This is a genomic window from Nostoc spongiaeforme FACHB-130 (genome assembly GCF_014698475.1).
Taxonomy (GTDB): Bacteria; Cyanobacteriota; Cyanobacteriia; order Cyanobacteriales; family Nostocaceae; genus Nostoc_B; species Nostoc_B spongiaeforme.
The window spans coordinates 113,546-126,882 of record NZ_JACJTB010000011.1 but is presented as its reverse complement, the minus strand read 5'-3'; the positions used below and the strand labels follow the sequence as shown (position 1 = coordinate 126,882).

At 38.5% G+C, this 13,337-nt stretch carries 10 protein-coding genes and 1 pseudogene; 7 read left to right on the top strand and 4 right to left on the bottom strand.

Annotation, left to right across the window (positions count from 1 at the left end; genetic code table 11):
* Positions 1-2: 2 nt before the first annotated feature.
* The 3 genes from bchH to H6G74_RS11430 form a co-directional block, all read right to left on the bottom strand.
* On the bottom strand, positions 3-3,719 hold the full coding sequence (bchH, locus tag H6G74_RS11435) for a magnesium chelatase subunit H (RefSeq protein WP_190967788.1): 3,717 nt from the start codon (positions 3,717-3,719) through the stop codon (positions 3-5).
* A gap of 35 nt (positions 3,720-3,754) precedes the next feature.
* On the bottom strand, positions 3,755-3,886 hold the full coding sequence (locus H6G74_RS31495) for a hypothetical protein (RefSeq protein WP_277927145.1): 132 nt from the start codon (positions 3,884-3,886) through the stop codon (positions 3,755-3,757).
* A 247-nt stretch (positions 3,887-4,133) separates the two neighbouring features.
* Positions 4,134-4,526, bottom strand: a complete 393-nt coding sequence (locus H6G74_RS11430; RefSeq protein ID WP_190967787.1) for a hypothetical protein — start codon at positions 4,524-4,526, stop codon at positions 4,134-4,136.
* Between the two features lie 7 nt (positions 4,527-4,533).
* Here H6G74_RS11430 and H6G74_RS11425 point away from each other — a divergent pair.
* Positions 4,534-4,860: pseudogene (locus tag H6G74_RS11425) on the top strand (transposase); the annotation flags it as partial.
* Positions 4,861-4,978: 118 nt separating this feature from the next.
* Here the strand turns inward: H6G74_RS11425 and H6G74_RS11420 are convergent.
* A complete protein-coding gene (locus H6G74_RS11420; RefSeq protein ID WP_190967786.1) occupies positions 4,979-5,401 on the bottom strand; it encodes a hypothetical protein in 423 nt (140 codons plus the stop codon).
* Between the two features lie 403 nt (positions 5,402-5,804).
* Between H6G74_RS11420 and H6G74_RS31160 the strand changes: the two genes are divergently transcribed.
* The 6 genes from H6G74_RS31160 to H6G74_RS11395 all read left to right on the top strand — a co-directional run bounded on the left by H6G74_RS31160 (position 5,805) and on the right by H6G74_RS11395 (position 13,287).
* Positions 5,805-6,005, top strand: coding sequence for a hypothetical protein (locus H6G74_RS31160; protein WP_242051206.1), 201 nt, complete (start codon positions 5,805-5,807; stop codon positions 6,003-6,005).
* Between the two features lie 656 nt (positions 6,006-6,661).
* Positions 6,662-7,459 (top strand): WecB/TagA/CpsF family glycosyltransferase, encoded by a 798-nt coding sequence (locus H6G74_RS11415; RefSeq protein ID WP_190967785.1) that lies wholly within the window; start codon positions 6,662-6,664, stop codon positions 7,457-7,459.
* A 307-nt stretch (positions 7,460-7,766) separates the two neighbouring features.
* The gene (locus H6G74_RS11410) at positions 7,767-9,248 is read left to right on the top strand and encodes a lipopolysaccharide biosynthesis protein (RefSeq protein WP_190967784.1); all 1,482 of its coding nucleotides are present in this window, start codon (positions 7,767-7,769) and stop codon (positions 9,246-9,248) included.
* A 43-nt stretch (positions 9,249-9,291) separates the two neighbouring features.
* Positions 9,292-10,716, top strand: a complete 1,425-nt coding sequence (locus H6G74_RS11405) for a Coenzyme F420 hydrogenase/dehydrogenase, beta subunit C-terminal domain (protein WP_190967783.1) — start codon at positions 9,292-9,294, stop codon at positions 10,714-10,716.
* Between the two features lie 184 nt (positions 10,717-10,900).
* Positions 10,901-12,130 carry a polysaccharide pyruvyl transferase family protein gene (locus H6G74_RS11400; RefSeq protein ID WP_190967782.1) on the top strand — a complete coding sequence of 410 codons (1,230 nt, stop codon included), beginning with the start codon at positions 10,901-10,903 and terminating at the stop codon, positions 12,128-12,130.
* A 23-nt stretch (positions 12,131-12,153) separates the two neighbouring features.
* The gene (locus tag H6G74_RS11395; protein WP_190967781.1) at positions 12,154-13,287 is read left to right on the top strand and encodes a glycosyltransferase family 4 protein; all 1,134 of its coding nucleotides are present in this window, start codon (positions 12,154-12,156) and stop codon (positions 13,285-13,287) included.
* Positions 13,288-13,337: the final 50 nt, after the last annotated feature.

Below are 13,337 nucleotides of genomic sequence, written 5' to 3'. Positions count from 1 at the left end.
TTTTAAACAGTCACACCTTCTAATTGTTCATCAGTCAACTCATATAACTGACGCAATTTATCTAATTTATCTTGATCAGCTTCCCAGAAACCGCGCCCATGTGCTTCTAACATTCTGCTAACAATATTCCGAAAAGCTTCGGGGTTAGCTTTGCGTAACTTCTCCGCCATTTCTGGGTCTAAAGCGTAAGTATCAGCAGCTTGGTCATAGACCCAATCATCTTTAAAATCGGCAGTACCACCCCAACCAATTAAGGCTGTCATGCGTTGAGAAATTTCAAATGCACCGCCAGAACCTTGATTCGCCATCGCTTGCGCCCATTTGGGGTTTAGCAATTTGGTGCGATACTCCATCCGTAGCAAATCATCTAAATTGCGGGGGGTGGTGTCTTTGGAGAAACTTTCGACAAAGCTGGTAGTTACCTTTTTACCACCTTGTTTTTCGGCTGCTTTTTTCAAACCACCAGTGTTGGCGTAATATTCTTGAATATCGGTTAAACCATATTCTACCGAATCAATTTCTTGGACGATGCGATCGCTCGTTTTCAACAACTGATTCAACACCTCTGGTCTAGCTTGGCCTTTATCTTGTCTCCCGTAGCTAAACACATTACGACTTTGCCAAGTATTACCTAACTCTTCCCCAGATTCCCAATTACCATCCACCACTTGATCATTTACCAAAGAACCAAAATCACCCGCAGGGTTAGAAAATAATCTCGCAGAAGCATTTTCTACACCTTGCGCCTTTAAAGCCAAAGCGTGTTTCCGAATAAAATTCTGTTCTTCCGATTCATCCGCCTCAGCCGCACGTAAAAACAAATCATCCAACAATTCGATGATATTTACAAAACTATCGCGGAAAATCCCTGACAAATTACCCAACACATCAATACGCGGATGTCCCACCTGGGGCAAAGGCTTCAATTCATAACGGACAATTCTTCCCGTCCCTTCCTTCACAGGTTCAGCACCAACCAACTCCAACAGAATTCCTAACGACTCACCCTTGGTTTTAATTGCATCTAAACCCCATAACAACACCGCCACCGTCTCAGGATACTTCCTATGTTCTTGTAAATGCTGGGCGATAATTTTCTGTGCAATTTCCCTACCCCTTTCATACGCAGCAGGCGAAGGCATTCTATAAGGATCTAACGCATGAATATTCCTTCCCGTCGGCAAAACCCCAGCACCATCACGCAACAAATCACCACCAGGCGCAGGCGGAATATACTCACCATTTAACCCCCGCAACAAATTTGTTAACTCATCCGTAGTTTGTTCTAATAAATCTCTAATTTCTCTCTCTTCCTCTTCGTGTCCTTCGCGTCTTTGCGGTTCGTTAAAATAAGCCTCCAAATAAGCCGCCATCTCCTCCTCATTTGGTGCTTCACCCAAAGTATGCAACCCAGAAGAAAACAACCGATTCTCCAAAACCTGCAAATATTCGTACAACTTCACCAGATAATCATCAAAAGCATGACCACTAAACATCCTGATATTTTCTGGCGTAAAAGGAATGCCCAACTTTTTCGCATCCTCAAACGGACAATCGACATCTAAACCCGTATCAACAATCTTTTTACAAATCCCTTCCTTCAGCACATAATTCTTTTTCGGGTCTTCTCGGTACTCTGCAATTAAATCGCGCAACGCTACCAATTCCTTATATAAACCTGCACGACCATAAGGCGGTACATTGTGCGAAATTAACACCCCATAACCGCGACGCTTTGCCAAAATCGACTCCGAAGGATTATTCGCCGCATATATATATAGATTAGGCAAATCACCTAACAAAATATCCGACCAAGAATAACCAGTATTCCCTAAAGGCGAACCCGGCAACCATTCCACTGTGCCGTGCATTCCAAAGTGAACTACAGCATCAGCTTGCAATTCATTTTGCAACCATTTATAAAAAGCTGCGTATTGCGGATGTGGCGTTAAATCGCGTTCAAACATTAACCGCATCGGGTCGCCTTGAATGCCTAACGGTGGTTGGACACCTATCCAGACATTTCCTAACTGCACACCACCAATGTGCAATTCATCGCCATAAGTTTTAATCCCGCTACCTGTTAAAGATTTCCATTGTTTCTCAACGCGAGATGTGCGGAGATATCCTAACCATTTTTCTAATGTTCGGGCATTAACAGTAATAGCGGACTCTGGGAAAGGCTTATTCATTTCCCATCTTTCCATCTCTTCATCGGCTTCTTTCACTTGACGAATTAATTCTTCCCCATCTTCTGGGATATCGCCAACGTTATAACCTTGGGCTTTGAGTGCGTGCAGAAATTTGATGAGACTGCGAGGCACATTCAACAATGCAGCTGTGCCAACAGCACCATAACCAGGAGGGAAACCATATAAAATAACTGCAATTTTACGTTCCGATGCTGGTGTTTGCCGTAAAGCAATCCAGCTTTTAACTCTACCAATTAATCGCTGTACCCGTTCTGGAACGAGATAAATATTTTCGCCTACCAAACCACCCAGGGGAACGGTATCAATTGCACCGTCGAGTTCGGGTAAAGCATATAAAACTACACTTTGTAATCCGCCGACACCTTGGCGTGTCCAAGAATGGATATCTTGAATTAATAATGGTGCGGCGACAATGTAAGGCACATTTTTAGCAGTCAGGATACGCTTTGCTACTTCTACTTGGCGGCCTGCTTCCATTGAACCAGCCGGGCCACCCACTAAAGGAAAACCAATGGTGGAAACAATGGCATCAACTTTAACTGCATCTTGGGACAGTGAGGGAGTTTCAATATTATTAAGTTGGCGTTGTTGTTGTTCGTAGTCAGTCGTCATCCAGTCCCGAACTGCTACGTGTCCCTCTACGCCGTTGATGAAAATGGGTAAGGGAATTAAGCCAGCTTCTTCAAAGCGGCGAATTAGTTGAGGAATGTATGGTTGTTTGGTGATGACGTGTTTGCGGTAAAGCAATATCCCCACAATTGGGGAGTGGGGAGTGGGGAGTGGGGAGTGGGTATTTTTCTTCCCTATTCCCCATTCCCTATTCCCTACTCCCTTGTTTTGATACCAGTCTAAATATGCTTTTGGTGATTCAAAAAACCCTTGGTAGTCGGGATGCAGTAATCCCATGTTGGGGGTTTCGACTGGTGGGGGAATGTCGCCAATTTTTAGACCTAGATATTTTTCTGCTAGTGTCCAGAATAATGATGCGACGTTTTCTGGCCCGCCTGCATTCCAGTAACCATAGATAATTAACCAGTTGCGTAAGTCTTGGACTTTCTGCACTGGGACGAATTTTAAAAGTTTCGGGCCGATTTTTAAGAAGCTGATGTAACCGGCGAGTTTGTCTTCTTCACGTCCGTTGCTGAATTTGTCGAGGATGAATTTAACTGGTTTGGGCATTCCTTTTGGTTTGTCACCAATGGCAAAGTCTCCCAATTTGGTTAAACTCATCAATTCCAAGGCTGACTCAAACACAAGCCGGATGGGAACTTGAGCAAGGCGATCGCGCAACCACACAACTTGGTCATAATCAAATAATAAGCTGCCAAAAAATACGTCAGCGTCACGCAATGCTGCTTCTACTTCCGCACGTTTACTGATAATATCGCGATCGCTAAACACCCTAATGTCTAAATCAGGACAGCGAGATTCAGCCACAGAAGCCGCTTTTCTGTATAAGTCAGCGTTGAACGATTCAAACCCAGCAATTAAGACGATCCGTTTCATGCCCGTAAGCTACGCAATATTTCTTTACTTAAATTCTAATCGTGGTTGCGGGTTGATTGTGAAACATCTGTCTTGAGTCCAGCACTACCAACTATAGCAGAAGGCAGTGGTTCGGCTTCGCTCACCAACCAGGCAGGAGGAAAAGTCTTACTATCCCTTGCATTCAAGCTTTCAAACTGTCCTAAAATATCTGACTACCGCTATAAAAATCTGCGGCTAAACCAATCTACTCCCTACCGCCACTGTAGTTTGTTTTTACCTCAGCACCAAATTTGGCATTTTGGCAGATTTCATTAAGCGTAAGTTGGTATGGTGATATCCGCGAATGTCTTTGTGCGACAATTACCGACTTGCAGAATCCCTCGGCTAACTACCGGGGGGCTTTTTTTTGGTTTAACTATCCAGCAAGGAAGCTCATATTGACTTAAATGTAAATTTAAGTTTAGGGATTTGGCAATTTTTTAAGCGATTGCTAATTACTTCTGTAACTTCACGATAAGACATATTGTCTTTGAGGCCTATTGGTAGTTCAGCTTTCCATTTTCCATTGAGAGTTACAGATAAAAACACAGGTTTTAAAGTTTTCTTGGGAGAAATGTAGTATTTTTTTAAATAACCTTCAGTTTCAGAAAGGCTTACTTTTGCAAAATCACATAAATAATTTTCAAATAATAACCAAAATGCTCTATTCACATGAAAAGCAAGGTAAACTTCTGCATAGGGGAGATTAGCATTTTGGTAAAATCCTCCTTTCTGCCCAGAGACAATACTATATGAATAAATAGATTGTCTTAAATCGCTATACAAAAAAGATGGTAATCAAGCTAAAGATTTTGCGGAGAAGGGAGCAAAAATAGTTATTATTCTTGATAATGCAAGTTTTCACAAAAAGCCAGAGTATATCCATAAAATTGAAACAGAAATGCCGAATATTCATTTAGAATTTCTCCCGGAATATAACCCAGATTATAACTTAATTGAATTGGTCTGGCACTCGACAAAAGAATATATTGCTAATCGGCTATTTAAATCAATTGAAGACCTAGAATATTTATTACATCAACTTTTAAATGAAGGAGAGTTAATTATTAAATGGGGACGAAAACTCAAAAATAAAGGCGATGCTATTATCACAATTTAAATGCACAACAGCTTATCGGATTATTATTAATTTCGTTGTTGTATTCCTATGTTACAACTTAAGGGCTTTGCCTCATAACACAGACAAAGCCTCGGCATAATTAACAAATAACCATAACTTAGAACGTTACATTATATTTATCAGCAAGTTCAGACAACTTTTCATACTGCTGAATAGCGGCTTCTGTGATTAACTGTTTCGCTTCTTCTGGTGTTGTGCCATTTGCAGGAATCAAATACTTCACGTAAAGAGCGATAAAGTCAGCCATAATTGCCGAACCTATCAAACCATGACTATCAGCTTCTTGCCCAGCCATTGTTGCAACTAACCCTGTTTTGATTGGGTCTGGTTTCTCTTTCATAAACTGATCGATTAGTTGCCAAATATACTCGTTTGGTATGAGATTCTCTAACTTGGTTTTGTTAGGCGTAAATTCTATACCTGCGGCTTTTGACTGTTCTAAAACACACCATTCTGTAAATTCTTGTAGTGCTGCTTCGGGAAGTTTGGGAAGATATTTGTGTAGTTCTAAATCAGACACAAGCTTACCTTATAAATTTCAGGTTGGTTGAAGTGTAATAAAGCAAGCCTAACGCACTATTTCTAGTAGTTTTAGTGTGTTATGTTACGGTCGTAGAATAATATAGTAGACGAATGAACTCAGATATGTTAGATACAGTCTATTTAAGCTGAGGTGAATCTAAAATCCAGAACTAGCCCTAAATGTCTTTCTAAAAACCTGCACAGGCGGGTTTAGTTTTTATAGCTCCAGACTTTAGTCTGATGGCTATGTGCTGAAAGTGGACGCACCCGTTGATTTTTGTTAGCTTTGGTGCAAGTCCTATGAAGAAAGACTCTCAAGGATTTTTGAAGTTGAGCTAGACAATTGATTAATATATGTATTACAATAAGAATACAATTCAATAATAGCCAAAAAATTTTGTATGCGCTTAAAAAGATGGGAATCTCCCCGCCGAGAAGGGAGAAACGATAAAGGTAAAGGTGGTTCAGCAAGAAAGCGGCAACTTAAAAAGCAAAGACAAATGCTGAGGCAACGCTTAAAGGAAAATAACCAATCCGACAACAGAAACAACAATCAAAAAGGGGGGGGGGAGAAAAACATCTCCCCCCTCTTTTTTAGCTAATTCTTGTAATTTGAACTGATGAGATATTACGAATCGCACACACATCAATAAAAACATATACAGTGTTTTATTGAATACTGGTTACACTTCAATTGATTATGGCGATACGTCAGTTAGCTCTGCTCGCAATGTCCTAATATTTTTGTGAATTAATATACTTGTCTGAATTATTTTACCTTACCTCCAAGGATGTAGGTTAAATTATACTTTGTAGGAATAATTTTTGATAACAAAAAATTATGACATTATACGTTTATATCTATTAATTTAAATACATCTGATTTTATTAACTCCTCTTTTAGAAAGATGACAAGTAAAAATTTTTACGGAAATAGATACACTCTTGTAATAGGAATTAAGTACTAATGTAATGTTTGGGTAAACTAATTCCTGGAGAAATATAAAGTAAATATAAAGTTTGATATCTTACTGTAATAAAATTTCGTTAAACAAGTAAGCTAATCTACGGTTATGATTGTTTTGAATAGGATTCAGCAAACAGTAAAATTGCTGAAAAACCATGAAAAATCAATGTGTGTTCTTGTAATCATGCTACAAGCTCAGAAAAAGTCAAGATTCATCTAATTGGCTTATTTAGACATAAAGATTGCTCTAGGTAATCTGTTGTTATTTATCTTTGACACAAGGAGTGAGCTATGGTAGCAAAAGTGTTACTACCTACTCAAAAAGTGCTTGATTTTCCTATTACTGCCTTACGCTTTGAGGATCAGATACAAACAATTATAGAATGGGCGATCGCTCATGAGAGTAGAAGTGTATATGTAGCGAATGTACACATGCTCATAGAAGCGCACTGGCATCCTGAGTTTGCTAACATCCTGAGAAATTCAGATATGGTGACTCCTGATGGTATGCCTTTAGTCTGGATGATGCGCCAAATGGGATCTCCTTACCAAGATCGTGTAGCGGGTATGGATATTTTTGTGGAAACATGCCAATACGCCCAAACACACAATTTAAGTTTTTTCTTTGTCGGTTCACAAACAGAAATTCTGGCGAGAATACAAGCCAGGTTAAAACAAGAATTTCCCCAACTAAAAATAGCTGGAATGGAACCCCTGCCCTTCCGTCCACTAACAGAAACTGAAGATGAAGTGTTAATCAATAAAATTAACTCCAGTGGGGCTGGTGTAGTTTGGGTATCTTTGGGATGTCCAAAACAAGAAAAATGGATAGCGCAACACAAAGGTAAAATTCGCGCAGTCATGATCGGGGTAGGCGGCGTTTTCCCTGTGTATGCTGGCATTCACAAGCGTGCGCCACGTATCATGAGAGACTTAGGCTTAGAATGGCTATATCGCTGGCTTCAAGAACCGCGACGACTTTGGCGACGCTACACAACAACAATTCCCATATTCATCTGGCTGGCAGCTAAACAGTTATTTTTATCTAGTCGTATTGCTGCCATTTTCCCAAAAACTACAGTTGAATAACGATTATTTAGTCAATTTGAGTTTTCAGGATTATTCAAAACTCATATCAAATTCAAAACCGCATTGAATCACGCCGATAAAATTTTGAATATCACTGCATACTTATCTTGACTCATAATTAGTTTCTAATATTGAGAAATGACCTTTTTTCAGTGTAAGTTTTAACATAAATCTTGCAGCAAGCTTTCACAGTTCTCAATCAAGAATTTATTAATTATCAATCAAGATGAAATGCTTGTCTTATCAAATAGACAGTGGCAGTAAAATATAATAAGTATTTTCATCCTTTGCATAGGTAAAGCCTGTAATGGAACCACCAAAACAAACATCAAATTTACGACAAAAGGCAGTTAAAGGCGTACTTTGGTCTGCAATTGAAAGTTGGGGAAAACAGGCTGTTTCCTTTGGAGTGTTCTTCTTACTCGCCCGATTACTAGGGCCAGAAGCATTCGGGTTAGTGGCTTTATCGGGAATATTTTTAAGCTTTCTACAAATTTTTGTAGATCAAGGATTTTCGACAGCAATTGTTCAGCGCCAAGACTTAGAACCAGAGCATTTAGATACGGCTTTTTGGACTAACTTAGGAGTGAGTATATTACTGACAACAATTAGTATCTCTTGTGCTGGATTAGTAGCTTCTTTCTTCAAGGAACCACATTTAATACCAATAATTCGCTGTCTTTCTTTGAATTTTGTATTTGGTGGTTTAAGTGGTGTACAACAATCGATACTCCAGAGAGAACTTGCATTTAAAATTTTAGCTGTGCGCTCATTAGTCGCAGTACTAGTTGGTGGTTCTGTTGGTATAGTATTGGCATTTCTAGGCTTTGGCGTTTGGAGTATTGTTGGCCAATCTTTAGCCAATTCTATAGCCCAAGTTATTACCTTGTGGTGGGTTAGTAGTTGGCGACCAAGATTCAAGTTTTCTCAGAAGCATTTTAAAGAATTATTTACATTTGGGATTAATATAGTTGGTATTAATGTACTTAATTTTGTTAATCAAAATTCCGATAACTTTTTAATTGGTTACTTTTTAGGTTCTGTTGCATTAGGTTACTATGCTGTGGCCTATCGAATTTTAACAGTAGTAACTCAATTAATGATTTCAGTTATTCAAAAAATAGCAATGCCAATCTTCTCGCGTATGCAGAAGGAACCTGAAAAAATGTTGAAGGCATTTTATAAAGCTGTTAATTTGACTAGTCTTGGTGCTTTTCCAATATTTATCGGCATTTCTGTTTTATCGCCTGAGCTAATATTAGCTCTTTTTGGTAAGGAGTGGATGCCAAGTATACCGGTGATCCAGATACTTGCCTTAGTTGGACTTTTGTATGCAGGTTTTTATTACAACGGTACTGTCATCATGGCTCTGGGAAAACCTTCTTGGAACTTAGCACTTAATTGTATTCAAGCGATCGCTAATCTTACATGTTTTCTCATCGCGGTACATTGGGGAATTGTCGCAGTTGCGGCATCCTATGTTGTGCGGGGTTATATTATGTCACCTGTACCTATATTAGTAATTAAAAAATTAATTCCTTTAAAGATAAGTACATATTTGCGCCAATATATCACTCCAGCAGTTGGATCTCTAATAATGGTAATGTGTATTTTAAGTGTTAAACATTTTTTGGCTGGAGTATTACATTTATATGTCCTAATCTTTCTGTGTATAGTCACTGGTGCTACAACCTATATAGGAATAGTCTTATTGATTGAACCTAAGCTATATCAGCAAATAAATAGTATTCTAACTACGTTCTCCCCAAAATTCAGTACAAAAAAATAGATACTAAAAAAGTAATGAGGAGAATTGAAACTTGATAAATCAAATGAAAAATCTGGAAACGACTAAATTATTTGAAACTGTAGTAGATGGTGGTTATTGCATAGGTTGTGGTGGCTGTGCCTCTATTACTGATTCACCAATTAAGATGAAACTAGATGAATATGGACGGATTTGCGCTAGTATCGAACCTTCTGCCGATCAATCTTCTATCGAAATTTCACCAATAGCCGTTTGTCCATTCTCAGAAGAAGCACTTAATGAAGATCAGATTGCTCAAGAGATTTTTGGACAAAACTGTGAGCATCACAATTTGATTGGCTACCATCTAGCAACTTATGCTGGCTTTGTGGCAGAAAGTGATTTTCGGGAACGTGGTAGTTCTGGTGGTATGGGTACTTGGATAATTACTAGACTACTGAGCGAGAATTTAGTAGATGGAGTGATTCATGTTCAGCAGCGTCTTCCTTCTGCCACAGATCCTAGACTATTTCAATATCAACTATCTACCACACAAGAAGAAATAAGAAATGGAGCTAAGTCACGTTATTATCCGATTGAAATATCGGGAGTTATACAACTAATTCGAGATAGACCAGGACGTTACGCTATAGTTGGCATTCCATGTTTTATTAAAGCTATTCGCTTGCTCATGATGCAAGATGCGGTAATTGCGGAACGGATTAAGTTTTGTGTAGGTCTAATTTGTGGGCATTTGAAAAGCATCCGTTTTGCAGAGATGTTTGCTTGGCAATGCGGGATAGAACCAGGTCAGCTTTTAGGGTTTGACTTCCGAAAGAAGTTGTCTGATAGAGTTGCTAGTCAGTACGCTATTAAAGCTGTTGGCTGGCAAGATGGCCAAGTTATTGAACGTATTAGTCCTGTGCGTGACTTATATGGTTGGGACTGGGGTCAAGGTTTCTTTAAATATAAAGCCTGTGACTATTGCGATGATGTAGTTGCCGAAACAGCGGATATAGTTGTTGGTGATGCGTGGCTACCTCAGTATGTTGGTGATAGTCAAGGAACAAATGTTGTAGTAGTACGCAATTCAACTCTTCGTAACCTCATTGAACAAGGAATAACCACAGGTAAACTCAAGCTTGATCATATTGATGCTGATGAAGTAGCGCGATCGCAATCATCAGGATTCAGTCATCGGCGAGAAGGTTTAGCTTATCGATTATATTTGTCTGACCAAAAAGGTGAATGGCGACCACCTAAACGCGTTAAGCCCCAGAAAAGCCATTTGGATAAAAAACTTCAAAAGCGTCAGCATCTACGAATGCAATTAGCTGAACAAAGTCATATTGCGTTTAAACAGGCCATCGATGCTGGTAAATTCTCTGTTTTTATTAGATATATGACTCCTTTGGTTTTGCAATATCAACTTACTTACCCAATTTATCCTTTATGGAGAAAAACAATTCAAAAATTCAAGAAAATTGTGAAAAAAATATTGTTTCAATGAATCTGTATCCAGTCATTTTAAATCATGGAAAAAGTAATTTATCAAAGTACTGATTGCTAAATCTAATGTTATCCATTAAACATAACCAGTCAGTTCTTAAAAAATAGTTATTTATCTAAGATGAACCTTTAGTTAGCTCAATTTAGTGCAAATATTTTAGCAATTTAAGTGAGACATCAAATAAATGAAGAAAGCAGTTATCACAGGAATTACAGGTCTACGTAACCGAGGCGTTGAGGCAATGGTTGTGACAACTATTGAGCAACTTCGTCAGCGTCAATCTAATCTTGAGATAGATATCTTAACTGAAACTATAGATTATGATGAAATTCGGTTAAAACCTTATGAGGTTAAGCTCTCAAGTGATGATTATTTGTTGTTATATAGAACTCAACCGTTACTTGCCAAACTTTCTAAATTCTCCCAACGCCTCGCTCCTACTTATAAAAATATCAATAATTTAGTGCGTGATGCTTCTGTGGTCATTGCTTCTGGCGGTGATGTATTTAGTTCAGACTACGGTACAAGATTTTTAAGACAACAACTGCAACCATTAGAATTTGCCTTAGAAGCTGGTGTTCCGGTTGCATTTTTAGCTCAATCTATTGGCCCTTTTAAGAAAGATAGTGAAGCGGAGATGTGGCTTAATGTAGCTCGTCGTTCAAAGTTAATTACAATTAGAGAACATCTATCTTATAAGTATGTTACGAAAGATTTGGGTTTATCTCCAGAGTTAGTAAAACATACGGCAGATCCAGCCTTTCTGTTGCCGCCAACATCACCAGAGATTGTTAATAACTTATTTAAATCTTATGGCATCACTAAAGACCTTCCTGTTGTAGCTTTAGGAATTAGTCAAGGTATTTGCCGCTATACTCGCACAGATTATGATAAACATATCAAAGTCTGGTGTGAAACAATTGATTTGATTCTAAATGAATTTGGGGCGCAAGTACTCATTATTCCTCATGTACATGATCATCGAGCAGGAAATGATGATCGTATCCTAGCAGCTCACTTACTCAGGTTATTTAATTTTGATCCTCGTGTACATTTAGCAGGTGCAGATCATACAGCTTCCGAATTCAAAGGTTTAATTGCTGCCTGCGATTTAGTCATTGCTGAAAGAATGCACGCAGCGATCGCAGGACTTTCTAGTGGTGTTTGTACTCTTCCTATTGGTTACTCAGTCAAAGCAGAAGGAATTATGACCGATTTGTTGGGTTCGGAATTAGTTCATGAAGGACTGCTGATTTCTGTAGAGCAGTTTTTAGATAGTGAGATTGCACACAAATCAATTCGTTTTGCTTGGCAAAATCGTCACGAAGTTGCCGATAAACTCAAGCAAGTATTGCCAGAAGTGAAGCAAAAAACAGCGAATAACTTTGATTTGCTTTTATCAGTTGTGGGTTAGTGCTGTTTGTTTGAGAAAAAACCATGAAAATTGGGTATCTACACATCGGTTCTGAGCAACATGGAATTCATCGCTACAGCAAGTTTATTGCTTCAGAAGCCAGACAGCGCGGTTTCACCGTCATTGAAGCTAATGTAGTTTTAACAGAGAGTCTACATCACAATCGAGAAATCTTAGTAGAAGCTGCGAACAAGCTTTCCAGTGCGGATATTGTGCATGTACAACACAATACATTTCTTTGGGGTGAGCGATCGCAATTAAAAAATTTTCGTGTTTTTGTGCAGAACTGTTCGTCTCCTTTAGTAGTTACACTTCATGATATCTATCTGCCCAAAATCCCACTACACTGGAAGACTCTTTTGTCTTACATAAAGTCACAATACAATAGCAATTCAAGATTTATCCGTTGGATGTTTGCTAAAGTACAAAAAGTTTTAGTTTGTACTGAGCAAGAAAGGCAGAGACTTCATACTGTTGTTGGTATAAATACACTCAACGCCAGTAAAATAACACTTATACGGCATTTTGTTGAAGAAAGATTAATCACTGCTAACTCAGCGATCGCACGCAAAAAACTAAATCTCGAAGGTTTTCAAACAATTACATTATTAGGTTGGATTTTTCCACGAAAGGGTCATCGCTTAGTTGTTGAAGCAATACCTTATTTATCAACGAATATAAAAGTAATCTTTGCTGGTCAGCCCAGTGAAAGATGTGACTGGTTTCTAGAAGAATTACTCACATTAGCACAAACACTAGGAGTAAAAGATCGTCTGATAGTCACAGGCTACTTATCAGAAGAAGAACTAGAGCAATATTTAGTTGCAACAGATTTAGCTATTTGCCCTTTCCAAAAATCTTCTGCTTCTGGTTCTCTATCAACTTGGCTTTCTATTGCTCATCCAAAGATTTTATCTTTTGACCTGCCCTTAATAGATGAATACAACAATATAGAACCAGGCGCTATCAAAACTTTTTCACCTTATACTGCCAATGCTTTTGCACAAGCAGTTCAGCACATTTTATCCAACTCAGATGAGCAAGAAAATCTAGCTGTTAAAAACCTACGTCAACATCTTTGTATGTCCACCATTTTGGTACAACATTTAGACATTTACTCCCAAATTACTGAGAAAAAACAAAAATCAGAATTATAGAAAATTATCTCATCTCATTATTGAAATACTTGTATTAATAAAATCATATC